Origin of the sequence: Nonomuraea mesophila, from assembly GCF_004352805.1 — a bacterium.
Taxonomy (GTDB): Bacteria; Actinomycetota; Actinomycetes; order Streptosporangiales; family Streptosporangiaceae; genus Nonomuraea; species Nonomuraea longispora.
The window spans coordinates 34,104-54,499 of sequence record NZ_SMLD01000045.1 but is presented as its reverse complement, the minus strand read 5'-3'; the positions used below and the strand labels follow the sequence as shown (position 1 = coordinate 54,499).

Sequence of the window (20,396 nt, the reverse complement as noted above, 5' to 3'; positions counted from 1 at the left end):
AGGCGGGATGGCGGGTGGGCGTTCATGGCGCGAGTTTTGGGGATGGCGCCGTGGCGATGGGGTGGTGAACGTCGTTCTGTGGACGGCGTCGGGTTGTCCACAGGGGCGGGGTTGGCTTCGGGCGATGTCACCGGGAAGTGGGAGTGTGGTCGCGGCGAGGACGGCGTCAGGACTGAGGTTTGGAGTTGGACAGGTCGTTCAGTGACGGGGTGAGGGCCGGGTCGGCGCCTGGATCTCCTGCGGCTCTGAACCTGGTATGGCGGGGGCGCAGTGGAGACGTCCAGATCCAGAGGGTGCTCAGGGCGATCCCCGCGGCGCAGACGAGGATGACAGCACGCAGCCCGATCATCTCCGCGAGCAGGCCGCCGACGAGACCCCCGAGTGCGAGCACGCCCTGCACCGCGAACGTCATGGTGGCGTTGACCCGGCCGCGCAGCTCGGCCGGGGTGTCGCGCAGGGTGATCGCGCCCATGCAGGTGGCGAAGGCCACCACGATGGCACCGGTGAGCGTGCCGGTCACGGCGAGGACCGACACTTTCCACCACAGCGGGCCGGAAAGCAGGCCCACCGCGAGGATCTCCGAAGGGAAGAAGAGGACGGCGGCGAGCAGGATGCGGTTCTCGCCGTAACGCCTGGACAGGCGAGCCGAGAGCCAGGCGCCGAGCAGCCCGCCCGCTCCGCTCAGCGCGATGAGGACACCGATCAGGCCCTTGGGGATGCCGAGGGTGTTCACCATGTACAACATGTAGACGGCCGTGAACGCCATGGCGAAGAAGTTGATCGTGACGCCCGCCCCGAGCAGCGCCCGCAGTACGGGATGGGTGACGCTGACCTTCAACCCTTCCATGACGTCGCGCCACATGCCCCGGGAGGCGGCCGGTTCGTTCCGCTCCGGGGTGCGGATGGAACGCAGCAGCAGGGCGGAGGCCAGGAACGACAGCGCCTCAGCCAGTACGGCCAGCGGCGCCGTGAGCAGCTGCACCAGGAGCCCCGCCAGCCCTGGCCCGCTCACGGAGGCCACCGAGTACGACGCCTGCAGCCCGGCCATCGCCTCGGTGCGCTGCTCGGGCGGTACGACGGCCGCTAGGTGAGGAAAGTTCGCGGCTCTGAACAACACTCCAGCCGTACCGATCATGAGAGCCACGAGGATCAGCCAGACAACGTTCAGCAGACCGAGCAGCCAGGCCACGGGCACGGTGACCGCCGCCGCGCAGGAGACGAGCTCACAGACGATCATCAAAGGGCGGTGCCGCGTGAGCCGGTCGGCGATCGCCCCCGACTGGAGGCCGAAGAGCAGGGCGGGTACGAAGGCGGCCGAGGTCAGCAGTCCCATCTGTGAGGGCGATGCGGCCAGCAGGGTCACCGCGGTCAGGGGGATGGCCAGCTTGGACACCTCGGACCCGGTGATCGAGATTGTTCTGGCGGTCCAGAGCAGGCGGTAGTCGCGTTGCCCGCGCAAAGGGACGTCGTCGCGAGGGGGAGGGGGCTCGGGTGACTGCCCGGAGAGTGCCTCGGGCAGGGCGGCCGGATTCGTCAAGGGCGAACCGCTGGGCTCGCCGATAGCAGGTGATCCACCGGGCTCACCCCTAGCTGGTGCCTCGCTGGGCTTACCCATGGCAGGTGATGCGCTGGGACCGCCCTTGGCAGGTGATCCGTCGGCCGCCCTTGTGGTGGGTGGTTCGGCGGTGTGATTCGTGGGTGGTGGATCAACGGCTCGGCGGGCGTCGGTGCGACGACTCCGCCAAGTATGAAAGCAATCCTTCATAGATGTGAAGGTAACCCTTCAGAGTTCTGAAGGCAACCTTTCATACATTCCGGCGTATCGTGAACGCATGATGCGGGAGACTGGCTGGGTCAGCGATCCGAAGGCGATGCGGGCGCTGGCCCATTCGGCGCGGCTGACGATCCTCGCGCACCTGGGAGACCAGGGCAGTGCCACCGCCACCGAGGTGGCCGAGAGCGCGGGCATCACGCCCAGCGCCGCCAGCTATCACCTGCGCATGCTCGCCAAATACGGCTTCGTCGAGGACGCGCCTCACCGGGGCGACGGCAGGGAGCGGTTGTGGAAGGTCGTGGACGCGCCGATCGGCGTGGGCATCAATCCCAGCGACCCGCCGGAGCTTCGTGAGGCGAAGAAGTCCCTGATCACGGCGCTCAACAACAAGGCCCAGGAAGAGGCGGAGCGCGCTTGGGCACACCTTGACGGCGACACCGACGAGTGGCGCTTCGCAAGTGGTTTCAGCCGCACCAGGATCAGGGTCGACGCCGAGGAACTCGCTCGGCTCAACCGGGAGATCATGAAGCTGATCGAGCCGTACCTCGCCCGCTTCCGCAGTCAGGACGAAGCCCCGAGCGGGGCCAGAATCGCCGAGGCGCAGGTCAGCCTGTTCCCGGTCGCGAAGCGCGTGGTCCCCGGCCTGCCGACCGAGGACCATGACGCAAGCGCCCCGGCTGATGACCGGGACGCGGGGCCATCGGCCGAGGACTTGAGCTCTCCGGCCGAGGACGGTGACGCAAGCCCTCCGGTCGAGGACCGCGGCGCGCGTTCTCCGGCCGAGGACCGGGACGCGGGGTCTTCGGCCGAGCGTCGCGACGGGTCCTGACCGCTCAGCCGGCAGCCGACGAGGGCGCGGCGCCGGCGAACGCCGCATGTCTACGATCGGGCAGGAGGCGACCCTCCGCGCACCGCGCCCGCGTCCAGCAGCGCGCCGACCTCGCGCATGGGGCGGCGGAAGGAGACGTACGGCCGTCCGCCCACGAGGCCGATCCCGCGTCGAGCGTCTCAAGGCTGAGGATGACCCTCATCGTGGTGGACTCGCCCGCGCCGTTCGGGGCGAGGAAGCCGATCGCCAGGCTGAGGATGACCCTCATCGTGGCGGACTCGCCCGCGCCGTTCGGGCCAAGAAGGCCGGCCACCAGGCCGGCCGGCTCGGTCACCAGGCCGGGCCGCACCTCGAAGGTCAGGTCGCCGACCGCGGGCGCGTCGCCGTAACCGCATCGCCAGGCCGGTCACGGTGATCATGGTCACCCGGACTCCGGGCACGGGGCCGCGTCCTCCATCGCCCTGCCTCCCCTCGGGCGGTGGGATTTCGCCACCCGTGATGGTGGTGCCACGTCTACCGCGCCGGTCGCGCGGAGGGGACAGACTGCTCGGGTGAGCTTGATGCGCCGCATGGGCGAGCCCGTGGCAGGGCTGCTGCTGAACGCCGCCGCCGGCGTGGCGGCATGGGTGCTGCTGGCACTGCTCGCCGGGTGCGCGGCGCTGGTCCCGGCCGGCGGGCTCGGCCTACGCCCGCTGGCCAGGGTGCGCTGGTGGACTCACCGGCTGGCGACGTTCCAGCTGGCCAGGGCGGCCCGCGTGCTCGGCCACGCGCCCGCGGAGCCGGAGTGCGATCACGGCCGCGAGACGGCCTGGCTGGCGGTGCAGGCCGTGACCGGTCCCGGCGGCGCGCTGCTCGTCGGCTGGGTGTTGTCGGCCGACGCCGTCCTGTGGAGGGTGCAGGTGGAGCGGTCGACCGGTCTGCTCGTGGTGGCGCTGTCGGTGGCGCTCACCGCCATCGTCGTCGTGGCGGCAGTCGTGGTCGTCCTGCTCGACAGGCTGCATGCGCGGCTGGCCGGGCTGATCCTGCGGCCGTACGACACCGACCGGGTCAGGCAGCTCACCGAGTCGAGGGCGGCGGCGGTGAGCACGCAGGCGGCCGAGCTGCGCAGGATCGAACGCGACCTGCACGACGGCGCGCAGGCCAGGCTGGTCTCGGTCCGCATGAACCTCGGCCTGGCCCGGCGCGCGAGCGACCCCGACCAGGTCCGCGCGTTGCTCGGCGAGGCGTGGGAGTCGGCAGGGCAGGCCCTGGCGGATCTGCGCGACCTGGTCAACGGCATCCACCCTCCTGTGCTGGCGGACCGGGGGCTGGCCGGCGCCGTCGAGGCCGCCGCGCTGCACGTCCCCCTCACGGTGGACGTCGACATCGACCTGCCTGCCCGGCCTGAGGCGCCCGTCGAGTCCGCGGTCTACTTCGCCGCCGCCGAGGCCCTGACGAACGCGGCCAAGCACAGCTGCGCCCAGCGCGCGTGGGTGCGGTTGCGCCACTCGGAAGGCGTACTTCGGCTGGTGGTGGGCGACGACGGGCGGGGCGGCGCCGACCCCCGGGGCACCGGCATCGACGGCATCAGGCGCCGGTTGTCGGTGTTCGACGGGACGCTCGACGTCCGCAGCCCGGCCGGCGGGCCGACCGAATTCATCGTGGAGATACCGTGCGCGTTGTCATCGCAGAAGATCTCGCCCTCCTGAGGGACGGGCTCGTCCGCCTGCTGTCGGCCTCCGGGTTCGAGGTGGTCGAGGCGGTCGGCAACGGGCCGATGCTGCTCGGCGCGCTGACCCGGCACCAGCCGGACGTCGCGGTGATCGACGTACGGCTGCCGCCGACCCTGACCGACGAGGGGCTGCGCGTCGCGCTGGAGGCCCGCAGGCGCCGGCCGGGGCTGCCGGTGCTGATCCTGTCGCAGTACGTCGAGCAGCTCTACGCCCGCGAGCTGCTGTCCGACCAGGCGGGTGCGGTCGGCTACCTGCTGAAGGACCGGATCGGCGACGTCGACCAGTTCGTCGAGGCGGTGCGCAGGGTGGCGGCCGGCGGCACCGCGATGGACTCCGAGGTGATCGGTCAGCTGCTCACCCGCAGGAAGCGCGACGAACCGTTGAGCCGCCTGACACCAAGGGAACGCGAGGTGCTCGCGCTCATGGCCGAGGGCCTGTCGAACGCCGCGATCGCCGCCCGCCTGCTCGTCACGGACAAGGCGATCGCCAAGCACACCAACAACATCTTCGCCAAGCTCGGCCTGCCGCCGAGCGACGACCACAACCGCCGGGTCATGGCGGTGCTGGCCTATCTGGAGGCGGAACCGGGCTGACCCGTGCCGTTTGACCACATGCGGTCAGCCTGAGGCGGCGTGGGAGGTAGACTTTCCGGTGGCCTGTGACACAGGCCGACTTCGCATGCCCCATAGCGGACCGCGCCATCGGTCCGGGCCAGGCGCCCGGCTGGAGCGGTTTCGGGGCATCAGGGCGGCAGACACGCGCTGCCGCGGCACAACCGAGAACCGCGTCCATCCACTGGGCGCCCAGACCTGGAGGACCAGCACATGGCCCCCGTCGTCACCATGCGACAGCTGCTCGAGAGCGGCGTTCACTTCGGTCACCAGACCCGGCGCTGGAACCCGAAGATGAAGCGCTTCATCTTCACCGAGCGCAACGGCATCTACATCATCGACCTGCAGAAGTCGCTGTCCTACATCGACCGCGCCTACGACTTCGTGAAGGAGACCGTCGCCCACGGCGGCACGATCCTGTTCATCGGCACGAAGAAGCAGGCTCAGGAGGCCATCTCCGAGCAGGCGGCCAGGGTCGGCATGCCCTACGTCAACCAGCGCTGGCTGGGCGGCATGCTCACCAACTTCTCGACCGTGCACAAGAGGCTGCAGCGCCTGAAGGAGCTCGAGGAGCTCGACTTCGACAACGTCGCCGCCTCGGGGCTCACCAAGAAGGAGCTCCTCATGCGCCGGCGCGAGAAGGACAAGCTGGAGCGCACACTCGGCGGCATCCGTGACATGGGCCGCGTGCCCAGCGCGGTGTGGGTCGTCGACACCAAGAAGGAGCACATCGCGATCAGCGAGGCCAAGAAGCTCGGCATCCCTGTGGTCGCGATCCTCGACACCAACTGCGACCCCGACGAGGTCGACTACCCGATCCCGGGCAACGACGATGCCATCCGCGCCGTCGGCCTGCTGACCCGGGTCGTCGCCGACGGTGTCGCCGCCGGTCTCATGGCCCGCTCCGGCGCCGCCCGTGGTGACGAGAAGCCGGCCGCCGCCGAGCCGCTGGCCGAGTGGGAGCGCGAGCTCATCGAGCAGGGCACCGGCGAGACCGCCGCCGCTCCCGCGGCCGCGCCCGCCGAGGCCGCTCCTGAGGCCGCCGCCGAGGCTGCTCCGGCCGAGGCCGCTCCTGAGGCCGCTCCTGAGGCTGCTCCGGTCGAGGCTGCTCCGGCCGAGGCTGCTGCGCCGGCCGAGCCCACCGCTGAGGACAAGCCCGAGCAGCAGTCCTGACGGCTGGTCGACGGACGCGCCCCCGGTCGACGGGGGCGCGTCCAGGCCCGGCGAAGCCGGGCCCGCACAGGTGATAGGCCGCGGCGAGGCTGGGCAGCATACCGGGCGAGGCAGCAGTAGGGGCCGGGCCCGGTGCGCGCCCCCGAGCAAGGCAGAGTTCCTGTACGGCACGGGCCCGCCCTGCCGACCCCGGGGTGGGCCGCCGATCACGGCGCCCACCCGATCCACGACGACGAACTTTCACAAGGAATAAGAGCAATGGCTTCCGTGAACATGGCCGACGTCAAGCGGCTTCGCGAGATCACCGCTGCCGGCATGATGGCCTGCAAGAAGGCGCTGGAGGAGTCCGAAGGCGACATCGACCGCGCCATCGAGCTGCTGCGCCTCAAGGGCGCCAAGGACGTGGGCAAGCGCGAGGCCCGCACCGCCTCCAACGGCCTCGTCGCGCTCAAGCAGGACGGCGACTCCTCCGCCGCGCTCCTCGAGCTCAACTGCGAGACCGACTTCGTGGCGAAGGGCGAGCGTTTCCAGGAGCTGGCCGCCCAGGTCGTGGAGCACATCCTCGCGACCAGGCCCGCCGACGTGCCGGCGCTGCTCGAGTCCTCCTTCGACGGCAAGACCGTCAAGGAGCACCTCGACATCGCCAACGCCGCGCTCGGCGAGAAGATCGAGGTCCGCAGGTTCTCGGTGCTGGAGGGCGGCTACGTCGGCGCCTACATGCACCGCACCGACCCGGCACTGCCGCCCGCGGTCGGCGTGCTGGTCCAGCTCGACAAGCCCAACGCCGAGGTCGCCAAGGACATCGCGCAGCACGCGGCGGCGATGGCCCCGCAATACCTCAAGCCGGCCGCCGTGCCCGCCGAGATCGTCGAGAAAGAGCGCAAGCTCTTCGAGGAGATGACCCGCGAGGAGGGCAAGCCCGAGGCCGCGGTCGGCAAGATCGTTGAGGGCCGCGTCAACGGCTGGTACAAAGACTTCACCCTCCTCCAGCAGACCTTCGTCAAGGACGGCAAGAAGAGCGTGGGCAAGTTCGCCGAGGAGAACGGCGTCGAGGTCCTCGGCTTTGTCCGTTTCAAGGTCGGTCAGGCTTAGGCTTAGGCAAGCCGCCAGCTCAACGAACCGCCGAACGAAGGAGGCCGCCGCCGTGCAGGACCACCGGGAGCCAGCCCACGAATCCACACGGACGGCGGCTTCCTCGTCTCCACACCCGTCAAGCCCGCTGCGGTGGAAACGGGTGATGCTGAAGCTGTCGGGCGAGGCGTTCGCCGGCAGCGAGCCGCTGGGCATCGACCCGGTCATCGTCGACCACCTGGCCGACTCGATCACCGAGGCGGTCCAGGAGGGCGTGCAGGTCGCGGTCGTGGTCGGCGGCGGCAACATGTTCCGCGGCGCCACCCTCTCGGAGGGCGGCATGGACCGGGCCAGGGCCGACTACATGGGCATGCTCGGCACGGTCATCAACTGCCTGGCGCTGCAGGACTTCCTCGAACGGCGGGGCGTGGAGACGCGCGTGCAGACGGCCATCACCATGCAGCAGGTGGCCGAGCCGTTCCTGCCGCGCCGCGCCATCAGGCACCTCGAGAAGGGGCGCGTGGTCATCTTCGGCGCCGGGCTCGGATCGCCCTTCTTCTCCACCGACACCGCGGCGTCCCAGCGAGCCCTCGAGATCGGCGCGGAGGCGCTGCTCAAGGGCACACAGGTGGACGGGATCTACGATTCCGACCCCCGCAAGAATCCGGACGCGGTCAGGTTCGACCACCTTGACTACGGAGAGGTGCTGCTCCGCGACCTCGCGGTCATGGACGCCACCGCGATCAGCCTGTGCAAGGACAACGATCTGCCCATCGTGGTCTTCGACCTCATGGGCGAGGGCAACATCCTGCGCGCCGTCCGCGGTGAGAAAATCGGCACGCTGGTCAGTCCCGCAGGCAAATGAGCGAGCGAGCCCGACACCGCCAGCTAGAAGACAGGGAGCCGCTGTGATCGACGAAACCCTCCTCGAAGCCGAGGACAAAATGGACAAGGCCGTGTCCGTCGCGAAGGAGGACTTCGCGAGCATCCGTACGGGCCGGGTCACCCCCGCGATGTTCAGCAAGATCAACGCCGAATATTACGGCACGCCGACGCCCATCCAGCAGCTGGCGTCGTTCCACGTGCCCGAGGCGCGCATGGTGCTCATCCAGCCTTATGACAAGAGCTCCATGTCGGCGATCGAGCGGGCCATCCGCGACTCCGACCTCGGCGTCAACCCGACCGACGACGGTCAGGTGATCCGCGTGACGTTCCCGGAGCTGTCCGAGGAGCGCCGCAAGGAATACATCAAGGTCGCCAGGAACAAGGGCGAGCAGGCCAAGGTGTCGGTGCGCAACATCCGCCGGTCCGCCAAGGAGATCCTCGACAAGATGATGAAGGACGGCGACGCCGGCGAGGACGAGGTCAGGCGGGCCGAGAAGGAGCTCGACGACCTCACCCAGAAGCACGTCGCGAAGATCGACGAGCTGCTCAAGGTCAAGGAAGCCGAACTGCTCGAAGTGTGAGCGGCGCGCCCGGCGGTGGGCCGCCTCCGGCGGGTTCCTGCCACCCGGGGCGAAGGCAGCGGGCATGCACTCTGCGGCCCTCGCCCAGGCGGCGGGGGCCGCGGCTATGGAGAACTCTGTGGACAGTAGTACGGCTGGCACCAGCTCGAGCGGCGGCAGCCGTACCGGCAGGAACCTGCCCGCCGCGATCGCGGTGGGCGTCGTGCTGGGCGCGCTGGTGCTCGGCACCCTCTACACGGTCAAGGAGCTGTTCCTGGTCGTGGTCGTCGGCGCCGTGGGCGTCGGCACGGTGGAGCTGACCAGGGCGTTCGCGACCCGTGACATCAAGGTGCCGGTGGCGCCCGTGCTCGCCGGGCTGGTGGCGATGCAGGTGGCGGCCTACTGGGGCGGTGCGGTCTGGTTACTGGCCGCGTTCGCCGGGTTCGCGCTCGTCCTGCTGATCTGGCGGATGTTCGGCGACGGCACCGACGGCTACGTACGCGACGCGTCCGCGTCGGTCTTCACGCTCTTCTACCCCTGCATGCTGGCCTCGTTCGTGCCGTTGCTGCTCAAGCCCGACGACGGCGACCACCGGGTGCTGATCTTCATCGCGGTGACCATCGCCAGCGACATCGGCGGCTACGTCGCCGGCGTGTTGTTCGGCCGCCACCAGATGACGGTGATCAGCCCGAAGAAGACCTGGGAGGGCCTGGCCGGGTCGGTCGTGGCGTGCGTGGCGGTCGGCGGCTGGCTGGTGACGTGGCTGCTCGGCGGCGAGCTGTGGCAGGGCGCGCTGATCGGCGGGCTCGCGGCGGCGCTGGCGACCGCGGGCGACCTGATCGAGTCGATGATCAAGCGTGATCTCGGCATCAAGGACCTGGGCACGATCCTGCCCGGCCACGGCGGCCTGATGGACCGGCTCGACTCGCTGGTGACGGTGCTCGTGCCGGCCTGGCTGCTGATGACGGTGTTCTTCTAGCTCCCGGTTCCGCTAACGGTGTGCTTCCAGCGCCTGCGCTGTGACGGGGGTCAGCCAGAGCCACCGTACGGCCTCGCCCCCGAACGCGAACCCCGACATGTCGGGCATGTGGGGCGGGCTGTTCGCCAGCAGCACCCCCGAATACTGCGGCCCGAGCGGGAACGTCGCCGGCTTGTGATACCACTTCGCGGTGTGCCCGTGGCCGAGCCACGTGACCGAGTGCCACGGATACTGCGACAACCACACCAGCAGCAGCGCCGCGTCCTTCGGGTCCTCGCGGGTGGCCACGGCCAGCTCGACCCTGGCGTACGCGCCGGGTTCGTCGATCCACTGCTCGACCGTGGGCATGCGCTGGCAGCTCATCCCGACCGTCGACAACACGGTGAAGTCGCGATCCTGGTGCGGCGGGCGTTCGGTGATGCCGACGGTCGGCAGCCGCTCGCCGCCGGCGTCCCAGTAACGGCCCGCCGGGCCGAGCGCGCGGTCCAGATGGCCCATCACGAACTGCTGGAACGACGGCCAGGCGCCCTCGCCGTGCCGCCAGCGCCAGTAGGACTCGGCGTTGGCGATGCGCGGGCTCAGCCCTTCGAGCGCCTCCGACAGCGCCCAGGCGAACGGCGACTCGCCCACCGCGTCACGCGCGTAGCCGGGCATGCTCCGGTTCATGTCGGCCCAGCCGGGGACGACCGCCAGCAGGTCGTCGTCCTCGTAGAGCGCCACGCCGTCGCCCTCCTCGAACCACAGCGTGCTGAGCTGCCCGAGCGGCCGGCGGCCCTCGGGGTGCAGCGTGCCGGCCCTCGGCATCAGGGGCGGCAGGCCGGCGTTGATCCTGGCCAGGTCGACCACGGGCGGGGCGGGGCGGTGGTTGGCCAGCCACACGGCGCCGTGCACCGTGCCGTCGGGCGAGCACAGGTAAGCTACCGAGGAGTCCTCATCACGCTCGACCACGAGCGTCCGGCTGCCGTACGGGTTGCCCGCGGCGAGGACGACCTCGGTGCCACCCTCGCCAGATGCCGACCGGAAAATCGCCATACGAGATGACTGTAGATCGGGCGGCAACCGCGACGCGAGCCCAACCAGCACCAGGAATGCCACCTCCGATCCGAACGTTCACTACCCAGGCCGACAACCCCTCAAGCAAAGGCGTCACCGTGTCCCAGCCTCCAGGCCAGCTCACCTTCGTCGCGCCCCGGCGGGCCAAGCCCGCACGGCACCTGGCCGACCTGTCGATGGCCGATCGCCGGGCCGCGGTCACCGAGCTGGGCGAGAAGGCGTTCCGCGCCGACCAGCTCTCGCGCCACTACTTCGAGCGCCTGACCACCGACGTCGGGTCGATGACCGATCTGCCCGCCGCCTCCCGCGAGAAGCTGTCCGCGCTGCTGCCCGAGCTGCTCACGCCGGTCAGGGAGCTGACCTCCGACGGCGGCACGACCCGCAAGACGTTGTGGCGGCTGTTCGACGGCGCGCTCGTCGAGTCGGTGCTGATGCGCTATCCCGACCGGGTGACGATGTGCGTGTCGTCGCAGGCCGGCTGCGGCATGAACTGCCCGTTCTGCGCCACCGGCCAGGCGGGCCTGACCCGCAACATGTCCACCGCCGAGATCGTCGAGCAGGTGGTCTCGGGCGCTCGCGCGCTGGCCGCCGGCGAGGTGCCGGGCGGTCCCGGCCGGGTGAGCAACGTCGTGTTCATGGGCATGGGCGAGCCGCTGGCCAACTACAAGCAGGTCATCGGTGCGGTGCGGCGGCTGGTGGAGCCGGCGCCGCACGGGCTCGGCATCTCCGCGCGCGGCGTCACCGTCTCCACGGTGGGGCTGGTGCCCGCCATCGGCAAGCTCGCCGACGAGGGGCTGCCGGTCACGCTGGCGCTGTCGCTGCACGCGCCCGACGACGAGTTGCGCGACACGCTCGTGCCGATCAACACGCGGTGGAAGGTGGCGGAGGTCCTCGACGCCGCGTGGGCGTACGCGGCCAGGACCAAGCGGCGGGTCTCCATCGAATACGCCCTGATCAAGGACATCAACGACCATGAGTGGCGGGCCGACCTGCTCGGCAAGCTGGTGAAGAACAAACTGGTGCACGTCAACCTCATCCCGCTCAACCCCACGCCGGGCTCCAAGTGGACGGCGTCACGGCCCGAGGACGAGCGGGCGTTCGTACGCCGGCTGCAGTTCCACGGCGTCCCCGTGACGGTCCGCGACACCCGCGGGCGCGAGATCGACGGCGCGTGCGGGCAGCTGGCCGCCGCCGAGTAGGGATCGGGCGCTAGTTCGTCCTGAGGCGGCGCAGGACATAGCCGGTCAGGCCGATCAGGCACCAGAGCAGGGAGAGGGCCGCCAGCTCGGGAAAACGGCCGAGCAGGTCGCCGGCGCTCGCGGCCCGCATCCAGGGGATCAGCGGCACGGTCAGCCAGTAGAGGGGTGAGGTGCTGAGCAGCAGCGTCGCCAGGAACCCGAGCAGCAGGGTCATGATGGAGACGGCGGGGGAGCGTAGGATCGCGCGGCTGGTGAGGGCGCCCAGCGCGGTTCCCGCCAGCGCGGCCAGGGCATACAGGGCGACCACGGCGAGCAGCACGCCGGCCGGCGGGGAGGCGCTCACGCCGAGCAGCAGGGCCCAGCCCAGGGCGATCGCGGCGAGCCCGGCGCACGCCGTGAACGCCGCGACCAGTCCCGCGGCCACCTCCCTGCCCCGGCCGCCCGCCTGGATCGCCGACATCTCGCGCTGCCGGTCCGGCTCGGTGTCGAGCAGGCTCCTGGCGGCCCAGGCCAGCACCGGGACGATCAGCACGGCGCCGTCCGTGAGCACGGACGTCTCCTCGCCCTTCGGGGCGCGGCTGCCGTAGAGGATCGCGAGCAGGGCCAGGGCGAGCAGGAGCGCCTGGTAGACGCGGTGGGAGCGGACGTAGGCGGCCATCCGGAAGCCGGCCAGGGGGATCAATTGCTCTCCTCGATCTCGCGGGCCCGGTAACCTTCGCCGCGCATCCTGGCCAGAAACCGCTGGACGTCGGCGGCGGGCAGCGTCACGGCCACGGTCGCGTGCCGGCGCTCGGGCGGCCCGCCCTCCACGGAGCGCCGTACGGTCTCGCCGGGAGACTCGTCCGCGGCGTGCGGGTCCGGGGCGTTCTCCTTCAGGTGGCCGCTGCTCAGCGTCCAGTGGCGGACACCGGGCAGGGAACGCAGGCCGCCCTGGTGGTCGCCGGCGATGACGATGCCGCCCCTGGCCGCCACCTCGCCCGCGATCGCTGGCAGCGCCTCGCGCGTGTCGGCGTCGAGCCCGGCGAACGGCTCGTCGAGGATCAGCAGCTGCGGCTCGGCCATCAGTGCCTGCGCCAGCCCCACCTTGTGCGCGCTGCCCTTCGACAGCTCACCCAGCGGGGAGTCGAGCAGGTGGCCCATGTCCAGGCGCTCCGCCCACGGCTCCCAGCGAGCGCCCCCGCGCACCCGGGACATGTGCCGCAGATAGCGCGTCACCGTGAACGGCTGGGCGGTGGGGAACCGGTCGGGAGCGAAGCCGACGATCGACGGGCGGCCGGTGATCGTGCCCGCGGACGGCCGGGCGAGGCCCGCGAGGAGGCGGAGCAGGGTCGACTTGCCGGCTCCGTTCACCCCGGTCAGCTCGATCACGTCGCCGGGGGTGAGCTCGGCGTCGGCGTCTGCGATGACCAGGGGATCGCGCCGCCGGTAGCGGAAGGACACATGGGAGAGACGCATGGTGCTGTAACGGTATAAGCGGCGCCGCATCGTCGTGATAAAGAACCGCATCGGCGAGCACGGTGGGAATGTCAAAATAGGGAGGTCGGGGTACTTCTCAAGAGGAGTGAAGCTTGAACCGCTTTCCGCGGGTCATGGGCATGCGTTCAGGCTATGACCCCGCCGAGGTCGACGCGCTGATCGAGCGGATCGAGTCGACGCTCGGCAGGGGCTCGCACGCCATGGAACCCGTCACCGCCGACGAGGTGCGCGGCGCGACGTTCCGTGCCAGACGCGGTGGCTACCTGGAGACCGCCGTCGACTTCGCGCTCGAGGCGTTCGTGGTGGCGCTGGAGACGCAGGCCAAGCGGCCCGTACGCCTGGCGATGGCCGAGCCCACCGGCGAGATGTTGCGGGAGGAGTGGTTCGAGACCCAGGCCGCCCGCGTCGAGCGAGTGGCCTTCCGCGCCGGGCGCATGAGCTCGGGCTACAACGAGGACGAGGTCGACGCCTTCCTCGACCGGATCGTGGCCACGCTGCGCGGCACGACCGACTACCCGCTCACGGCGAAGGAGGTGCGCGAGGCCACGTTCTCCACCGTGCTGTTCCGCTCCGGCTACCTGACCGCGGACGTCGACGCCTTCCTGGCCGACATCGCCGAGGTCCTCGACCAGCGCCATTAGGCGATCTCCAGCGGGCCCCCATAATGAGGGTCATGCCGGTATCAGTACGCCCCATCGCACCTGACGACACCCCGGTGGTGACCCGCGTGCTCAGCGGGAGCTGGGGAGGCACCACCGTGATCGCGCTGAACCGCGGCGAGCTGGTGGACGCGGCCGAGCTGCCCGGCTTCGTCGCCGAGAGCGGCGGCGAGGTGGCCGGCGTGCTCACCTATCTTGACCACGACGGGTCCGTGGAGATCGTCACGATCGACGCGGTGCTGCCCGGACAGGGCGTCGGCCGTGCCCTGCTCGACGCCGTACGCGCGCTCGCGTCCGCACGCGGGATGACGCGGCTCACGCTCACCACCACGAACGACAACACCCATGCCCTGCGCTTCTACCAGCGGTACGGCTTCGACCTCGTCGCCCTGCACCGCGACGCGGCGGACGAGGCGCGCAAGCTCAAGCCCGCGATCCCGGCCGAGTCCGACGGCATCGCGATCAGGCACTACCTGGAGCTCGAACTGGCCCTGTGATCCCTCTGCCGCGGCAGGTCAGCCGGTGGCGGGCGCGGCCGGGGCGGGAGGCGGTGTCCCGGGCGCGGGTCGTTCGTCGGGCCTTCTCCTGTTCTGCAGCAGCGCCACGATCACCGAGGTCGCCGGAGCGGCCAGGAACGCGCCGGTGATGCCGGCGATCACGCTGCCCACGGTGATGGCGACCAGGATGACCGCGCCGGGCAGGTCGAGGGCCTTGCCGTAGATCTGCGGCGCGAGCACGTGCCCCTCCAGCTGCTGCACGGCCACGGTCACCGCGACCACGATCAGCGCCACCAGCCAGCCCTTGGCCACGAGCGCCACCACCGCGGCCAGCAACCCCGCCGCGAACGCCCCCACCACCGGCAGGAACGCCCCCACGAACGTCAGCACCGCCAGCGGCAGGGCGAGCGGCACCCCGAGGATCCACAGCGCGAGCCCGATGAAGAACCCGTCGACCGCTCCCACGATCGCCACCCCGCGGATGTAGCGGCCGACCACGGAGAAGATCAGCTCGCCGGTCCCGGTCAGGCGGGCCCTGGCCGAGGCCGGGGCGAGGTCCACGAGCCAGCGGAAGAGCCGGTCGCCGCCGTGCACGAAGTAGACCGACAGGATGACGGCCAGCACGGCTCCGACGACGATCTCGCCGACCGTCCTGACCCCGGCCAGCGCCCCTGTGGTGATCTGCCTGCCCTGCCCCGACAGGTAGTCCCTGGCCTGGCCGAGGAGCTGCCGGTCGTCGAGCCCGACGGCGGCGACCAGGCGGTGCAGGTCACGCAGCACCTGGTCGACGCTGGTGCGCAGCTCCGTCACGCTGGCGACGGTGGGCGGCACCAGCAGCGCGATCAGGGCGCCCGCCAGCACCAGCCCGCCGACGAACGTGACGGCGGTGGCCGCCGCCCTGCTGAGCCCGCGTGACCTGAGCCAGCGGGCCGGGGGCAGCAGCAGCGCCGTCAGGAACACGCCGATGATGATCGAGATGGCCACCGTACGCACGTGGTGCAGGCAGAACAGGGCCACCGCGATGACCGCGAACCATCCGAGCAACCGCCACGGCCCCATGCCCAACCCCCGATCGCACCTGGTCAGAGGCGTTCCCCCAGGAGATCGCGGGCAACCCCCAGGTCAGGCGGGTGGGGCGAGGTGGGGGCGCTGGGAACGTTTGTTGGACTCGTACGCCTCCCGCGCGGCGTAGGTGGCGCTCGTCGTTCCCACCTGCGCCACGGGCACGTCCCACCAGGCCTCCGACGAGGGGACGTCGTCGGCCAGCCGGTCGGTGCGTACGTAGATCACCGTGGTCTCCGTCGCTGACCGGGCCGCGTCGAGCGCCTTGCGCAGGTCGGCGACCGACTCGGGGCGCAGCACGGAGGCGCCGAGGCTGGCCGCGTTGGCGGCCAGGTCGACGGGGAGCGGGCCGCCGTCGCGGCCGGAATAGGCGGTGCCGAGCCGTTCGGCGCCGACGCTCTCGGACAGGCGGCCGATGGAGGCGAAGCCGGAGTTGTCGACCAGCACGACGATCAGCTTGATGCCCTCGGCGACGGCGGTGATCAGCTCCTGCGCCATCATCAGGTAGGAGCCGTCGCCCACGAGCACGAACACCTCGCGCTCGGGCGCCGCCATCTTGACGCCGAGGCCGCCCGCGATCTCGTAGCCCATGCAGGAGTAGCCGTACTCGACGTGGTAGCTGCCGGGACCGCTGGGCCGCCAGAGCTTGTGCAGGTCGCCGGGCATCGACCCGGCCGCGCACACCACCACGCCGTCGTCGCCGGCTGCCGCGTTGACCGCGCCGATCACCGCCGACTGCGGCAGCGGCGAGCCCTCCAGGCCGTACGCCGCGTCGACGGCCGCGTCCCACGCCCGGGTGAGCTCGGCGGCCTGGGCGCGGTAGACGGTCGGCGTGTTCCAGCCCGCGCACGCCTGGCCCAGGTCGGCCAGCGCCTCGCGGGCGTCGGCGACCAGTTGCAGGCCGGACAGCTTGGCGGCGTCGAAGCCGGTGATGTTGACGTTCACGAACCGCGCGCCGGGGGCGAAGATCGTGCGCGAGGCGGTGGTGAAGTCGCTGTAGCGGGTGCCCACGCCGATGATCACATCGGCCTCGCGGGCCAGCGCGTTGGCGGCGGTGGTGCCCGTGGCGCCGATGGCGCCCATCGCGAGGGGATGGCCGTGGGGGAGGGCGCCCTTGCCCGCCTGGGTCTCGGCCACCGGGATGCCGTGCGCCTCGGCGAAGGCACGGAGTTCGTCGGTGGCCTGGCTGTAGATGGCTCCGCCGCCCGCGACGATCAGCGGGCGTTCGGCCGAGGTGATCAGCTCGGTGGCCCTGGCCAGGGCGGCGCGCTCGGGGCGGGTTCTGGGGATGTGCCACACGCGGCGGGCGAACAGCTCGTCGGGCCAGTCGAACGCCTCCGCCTGCACGTCCTGCGGCAGCGCCAGCGTCACCGCGCCGGTCTCGGCGGGGTCGGTGAGCACCCGCATGGCGGCCAGCAGCGCGGACGGGAGCTGCTCGGGGCGGTTGATCCGGTCCCAGAAACGGGAGACCGGCTTGAAGCAGTCGTTGACCGAGACGTCGTAGGAGCGGGTGTCCTCCAGCTCCTGCAACACCGGGCTGGCCACGCGGGTGGAGAAGATGTCGCCGGGCAGCAGCAGCACCGGCAGCCGGTTGATCGTCGCCGCGGCCGCACCGGTGACCATGTTGGTCGCGCCGGGGCCGATCGAGGTGGTGCAGGCCAGGGTCGCCAGCCGGTCGGCGGCGCGGGCGTAGGCGGCGGCGGTGTGCACCATCGCCTGCTCGTTGCGGGTTAGGTGGTAGGGCAGGTCGCCGGCCGCGGTGGCCAGCGCCTGGCCGAGGCCGGCGACGTTGCCGTGGCCGAAGATGCCGGCGCAGCCGCCGAAGAAGCGCCGCTCCTCGCCGTCGCGCTCGCTCCACTGCTGGGCCAGGAACCGCACCACGGCCTGTGCGACGGTCAGGCGGGTCGTCATGAGACCTCCTCCGTCAGCCGGCGCGCCGGGCTCGGGGACCTGTCGGCAAGCTCGCTCATGATTCACTCCCGAACGGCAGTCTCGGGTCGATGGGCTGGGACTCCCACGACGAGCGGATCCAGGCGTGGCCGGGGTCGTCGCAGAACGCCATCGAACGCTGTTCCGCCGGGCCCGCCAGGACGTTCAGATAGTAGAGGTCGTAGCCGGGCGCGGCCATGGACGGCCCGTGGTAGCCGTACGGCACCAGGACGACGTCGCCGGAGGAGACCTCGGCGAGGGTGTCGATCTGGCCGCGTTCGGAGGAGTAGACGCGCTGGTAGCCGGGGCCCCGGCCGGCGACCTCGAAGTAGTAGATCTCCTCCAGCACGGCCTCGCCCGGGTTGGGGGTGTCGTGCTTGTGCGGAGGGTAGGACGACCAGTTGCCGCCGGGGGTGAGCACTTCGACCGCCATGAGCTTGTCGCAGTCGAAGGCGTCGGGGGAGCAGAAGTTGTTCACCTGGCGGCTGGCCTGGCCCGCGCCCCTGATCTCGACGGCGACGTCGGCGGCGGGCACGTGGCGGGGCTCCAGCGCGCGGGTGGCGCGGGCCGAGGGCAGCGCGAAGCGCCCGTCGCCCCTGAGCGTCACGTGGGCGCCGATCGGGAGGTAGACGAAGTCGGACGGGCCGTCGAACACGGAGGAACGCCCGGCCAGCTCGTACGTCACCGCGCCGGGCCCTTGCGTGCCGGGCGGCGGGGTGGCGGATGGGGTGATGGCGACCGTGCACGAGCCGGACAGGGGGAGCACGAGCATCTCCTCCTCGCCGGTGTCGAAGGAGACCGTGGCGTCGGACAGGTTCGCCACGCGCAGGCCCGAATAGGTCCAGCCGGCCAGGGATGGGGTGATCTCCACGGCCCAGGGACCGTTGGAGGACTTGCCGTACGGAAGGTAGGTCATGCGCGAACCTCTCGGACCAGGGCGGCGGCGCCGTCCACGGCTGTTGCCACGTCGTCGTCCGGAGGGTAGAGCAGAGCGCGCCCGACGACGAGCCCCCGCACGCCCGGCAGCCCGAGCGCGCGGTCCCAGTCGGCGTAGGCGGCGTCGATGTCCGGAGGGTCGCCGCCGAGCAGCAGGGCGGGCAGCGTGGTGGCCGCCATCACCCGCTCCATCTCCGCCACGGCGGGGATCTTGAGCCAGGTGTAGGCCGAGGTGACGCCGAGCGCCTGGGCGACGCTGATCGCGCGGATCACCGCGTCGGGCGACAGGTCGTTGCGTACGGCGCCCGTCTCCGAGCGCAGCGACCAGAACGGCTCCACCATGGCGACCAGGCGCCTGCGGGCCAGGTCGGTGACGGCGCGGGCGCAGGACTCCAGCGTCGCCACGGTCGCGTGGTCGCCGGGGTCGATGCGGCAGAGCATCTTGCCGCCGTCGAGGCGCATGGTGTCGATGGACGCCGCGTCGAAGCCGGTGAAACGGTCGTCCAGCTCGAACACCGAGCCCTGCAGGCCGCCCCTGTTCATGGAGCCGAAGGCCAGCTTGCCCTCCAGCGCCCCCAGCAGGAGCAGGTCCTCCAGCACGTCGGGGGCGGCCAGGATGCCGTCCACGCCCGGCCTGGCGAGCGCGGTCTGGAGCCGGGCGAGCAGGTCCGCGCGGCTGGCCATGGCCAGCGGGCGGTCGCGTACGGCCAGCGCTCCCCTGGCGGGATGGTCGGCGGCGATGATGAGCAGCCGCTCGCCCTCGCCGGGCATGCCGCGTCGCTGCCGCCGGGCCGCCGCCTCGGCGATCTCTTCGGGCTTGGTGGCGCGGATGTGGGTGAGCCGCGCGTATCCGGCGGCCCTGGGCAGCGTGATGTCGCTCAAGAGCGATCCCCGTTCTCGGTGCCGTTCAGCAGGTCCTCCACGTCGGTCGTGGCCGGCATGGCGTCGGCGCAGGCCAGGCGGGCGGCGACGAAGGCGCCCGCGGCGTTGGCGAAGCGGATCGTGCGCTCCAGCGGCCAGCCGCGCAGCAACCCCAGGCAGACGCCGCCTCCGAACGCGTCGCCGGCGCCGATGCCGTTGACCACCTTGACCTCCACGGGCTCCACCAGGGTGCTCTCCTCGGCGGTGCGGGCGAAGACCCCTTCCGGGCCCATCTTCACGATGGCGACCTTCACCCCGGCGTCCAGCAGCGCCTGCGCCGCGGCCTCCGGATCGCGTACGCCGACCGCGGTCTCCACCTCGTCGAGGTTGCCGACGGCGACGTTGACGTGCGGCAGCGCCCGGCGCGCCGCCTCGCGGGCGGCCTCGCGCGACTCCCACAGGCTGGGCCGGTAGTCGAGGTCGAACACCGTCCATCCCGTGGTGCGCGCCGACAGTGCGGCGGTGTGGGCGGCGGCGCTCGGCTCCTTGCTCAGGCCGGTCAGCGAGAACCAGAACAGGCTCGTGGCCGCGATGGCGTCGAGGTCGAGGTGATCGGGAGAGATGCGCAGGTCAGGTGGATGCTCGCCGCGGTAGAAGTAGATGGGGAAGTGGTCGGGAGGAAAGATCTCGCAGAACGTGACGGGCGTGGGCGGGCCCTCGATGGTGCTCACGTAGGCGTCGTCGACGCCGAAGCCGCGGATCGCCTGCCGGACGAAGTCCCCGAAGGGGTCGGCTCCCACGGCGGTGATCACGGCGGGGCGCAGCCCGTGGCGCGCGGCGGCCACGGCGACGTTCGTGGGGCTGCCGCCGAGGAACTTGCCGAAGGTCTCGACCTCGGCCAGGCCGACGCCGGTCTGCAGCGGGTAGACGTCGACACCGCATCGGCCGATCGTGATCAGGTCGTGCACGGCGGGCCCGGGCGGGGGGCCTGCCGCGGGGAGCGGGGTTTGCACCTGACGCACCTCCAGAGTTCAGCTTCTCGACACTATGGCATATTGTCATGACATTCGGATGTCCGCTATGTTGCCTTGTGTGCCCACCTCGAAACGAGCGCGCCACACCTCGCAGTG

At 71.2% G+C, this 20,396-nt stretch carries 21 protein-coding genes; 12 read left to right on the top strand and 9 right to left on the bottom strand.

All coding sequences use genetic code 11. From position 1 onward, the window contains the following. Positions 1–166: 166 nt before the first annotated feature. Positions 167–1,537: an MFS transporter gene (locus E1295_RS19055; protein WP_246080133.1), complete on the bottom strand. Its 1,371-nt coding sequence runs from the start codon at positions 1,535–1,537 to the stop codon at positions 167–169. A 232-nt stretch (positions 1,538–1,769) separates the two neighbouring features. Here E1295_RS19055 and E1295_RS19050 point away from each other — a divergent pair, with 232 nt between their 5' ends. The 9 genes from E1295_RS19050 (at position 1,770) to E1295_RS19010 (ending at position 9,594) form a co-directional block, all read left to right on the top strand. Continuing rightward, on the top strand, positions 1,770–2,603 hold the full coding sequence (locus E1295_RS19050) for an ArsR/SmtB family transcription factor (protein WP_246080132.1): 834 nt from the start codon (positions 1,770–1,772) through the stop codon (positions 2,601–2,603). Positions 2,604–2,794: 191 nt separating this feature from the next. Beyond that, entirely contained in the window at positions 2,795–2,992 is a 198-nt protein-coding gene (locus tag E1295_RS52470) for a hypothetical protein (RefSeq protein WP_166427299.1), read from the top strand. A 171-nt stretch (positions 2,993–3,163) separates the two neighbouring features. After that, positions 3,164–4,291 (top strand): sensor histidine kinase, encoded by a 1,128-nt coding sequence (locus E1295_RS19040; RefSeq protein ID WP_132631678.1) that lies wholly within the window; start codon positions 3,164–3,166, stop codon positions 4,289–4,291. Beyond that, positions 4,255–4,908 carry a response regulator transcription factor gene (locus tag E1295_RS19035; RefSeq protein ID WP_132631669.1) on the top strand — a complete coding sequence of 218 codons (654 nt, stop codon included), beginning with the start codon at positions 4,255–4,257 and terminating at the stop codon, positions 4,906–4,908. The genes E1295_RS19040 and E1295_RS19035 overlap by 37 nt, the downstream gene beginning before the upstream one ends. Positions 4,909–5,139: 231 nt before the next feature. Next, a complete protein-coding gene (rpsB, locus tag E1295_RS19030) occupies positions 5,140–6,099 on the top strand; it encodes a 30S ribosomal protein S2 (RefSeq protein ID WP_132631668.1) in 960 nt (319 codons plus the stop codon). Positions 6,100–6,357: 258 nt separating this feature from the next. After that, positions 6,358–7,191 carry a translation elongation factor Ts gene (tsf, locus tag E1295_RS19025; protein ID WP_132631667.1) on the top strand — a complete coding sequence of 278 codons (834 nt, stop codon included), beginning with the start codon at positions 6,358–6,360 and terminating at the stop codon, positions 7,189–7,191. A 145-nt stretch (positions 7,192–7,336) separates the two neighbouring features. Continuing rightward, entirely contained in the window at positions 7,337–8,035 is a 699-nt protein-coding gene (gene pyrH, locus E1295_RS19020) for a UMP kinase (protein WP_220448788.1), read from the top strand. Between the two features lie 43 nt (positions 8,036–8,078). Then, the gene (gene frr, locus E1295_RS19015; RefSeq protein ID WP_132631665.1) at positions 8,079–8,636 is read left to right on the top strand and encodes a ribosome recycling factor; all 558 of its coding nucleotides are present in this window, start codon (positions 8,079–8,081) and stop codon (positions 8,634–8,636) included. A 118-nt stretch (positions 8,637–8,754) separates the two neighbouring features. Then, positions 8,755–9,594 carry a phosphatidate cytidylyltransferase gene (locus E1295_RS19010; protein WP_246080131.1) on the top strand — a complete coding sequence of 280 codons (840 nt, stop codon included), beginning with the start codon at positions 8,755–8,757 and terminating at the stop codon, positions 9,592–9,594. 12 nt (positions 9,595–9,606) lie between these two features. Here the strand turns inward: E1295_RS19010 and E1295_RS19005 are convergent, their stop codons facing one another. Further along, on the bottom strand, positions 9,607–10,626 hold the full coding sequence (locus tag E1295_RS19005; protein ID WP_132631664.1) for a suppressor of fused domain protein: 1,020 nt from the start codon (positions 10,624–10,626) through the stop codon (positions 9,607–9,609). Between the two features lie 119 nt (positions 10,627–10,745). Between E1295_RS19005 and rlmN the strand changes: the two genes are divergently transcribed. Further along, on the top strand, positions 10,746–11,846 hold the full coding sequence (rlmN, locus tag E1295_RS19000) for a dual-specificity RNA methyltransferase RlmN (RefSeq protein WP_132631663.1): 1,101 nt from the start codon (positions 10,746–10,748) through the stop codon (positions 11,844–11,846). Positions 11,847–11,856: 10 nt separating this feature from the next. Here rlmN and E1295_RS18995 read toward each other — a convergent pair whose 3' ends face one another. Further along, entirely contained in the window at positions 11,857–12,528 is a 672-nt protein-coding gene (locus E1295_RS18995) for a hypothetical protein (protein ID WP_132631662.1), read from the bottom strand. Further along, a complete protein-coding gene (locus tag E1295_RS18990; protein ID WP_132631661.1) occupies positions 12,525–13,301 on the bottom strand; it encodes an ABC transporter ATP-binding protein in 777 nt (258 codons plus the stop codon). Before E1295_RS18990 ends, E1295_RS18995 begins: the two co-directional genes overlap by 4 nt. A gap of 113 nt (positions 13,302–13,414) precedes the next feature. Here E1295_RS18990 and E1295_RS18985 point away from each other — a divergent pair, with 113 nt between their 5' ends. Then, positions 13,415–13,963: a DivIVA domain-containing protein gene (locus E1295_RS18985; RefSeq protein WP_132631660.1), complete on the top strand. Its 549-nt coding sequence runs from the start codon at positions 13,415–13,417 to the stop codon at positions 13,961–13,963. Positions 13,964–13,995: 32 nt separating this feature from the next. After that, entirely contained in the window at positions 13,996–14,478 is a 483-nt protein-coding gene (locus E1295_RS18980; protein WP_132631659.1) for a GNAT family N-acetyltransferase, read from the top strand. Positions 14,479–14,496: 18 nt separating this feature from the next. Here E1295_RS18980 and E1295_RS18975 read toward each other — a convergent pair whose 3' ends face one another. The 5 genes from E1295_RS18975 to iolC form a co-directional block, all read right to left on the bottom strand. Further along, positions 14,497–15,537 (bottom strand): AI-2E family transporter, encoded by a 1,041-nt coding sequence (locus E1295_RS18975; protein WP_246080135.1) that lies wholly within the window; start codon positions 15,535–15,537, stop codon positions 14,497–14,499. 63 nt (positions 15,538–15,600) lie between these two features. Continuing rightward, positions 15,601–17,451, bottom strand: coding sequence for a 3D-(3,5/4)-trihydroxycyclohexane-1,2-dione acylhydrolase (decyclizing) (gene iolD / locus E1295_RS18970; RefSeq protein WP_132631658.1), 1,851 nt, complete (start codon positions 17,449–17,451; stop codon positions 15,601–15,603). 55 nt (positions 17,452–17,506) lie between these two features. Next, complete coding sequence (gene iolB, locus E1295_RS18965; protein WP_132631657.1) at positions 17,507–18,385, bottom strand: 5-deoxy-glucuronate isomerase; 879 nt, start codon at positions 18,383–18,385, stop codon at positions 17,507–17,509. Then, complete coding sequence (locus E1295_RS18960) at positions 18,382–19,287, bottom strand: Cgl0159 family (beta/alpha)8-fold protein (protein ID WP_425465351.1); 906 nt, start codon at positions 19,285–19,287, stop codon at positions 18,382–18,384. Before E1295_RS18960 ends, iolB begins: the two co-directional genes overlap by 4 nt. Further along, positions 19,284–20,279 carry a 5-dehydro-2-deoxygluconokinase gene (gene iolC, locus E1295_RS18955; RefSeq protein ID WP_246080130.1) on the bottom strand — a complete coding sequence of 332 codons (996 nt, stop codon included), beginning with the start codon at positions 20,277–20,279 and terminating at the stop codon, positions 19,284–19,286. The genes E1295_RS18960 and iolC overlap by 4 nt, the downstream gene beginning before the upstream one ends. Positions 20,280–20,396: the final 117 nt, after the last annotated feature.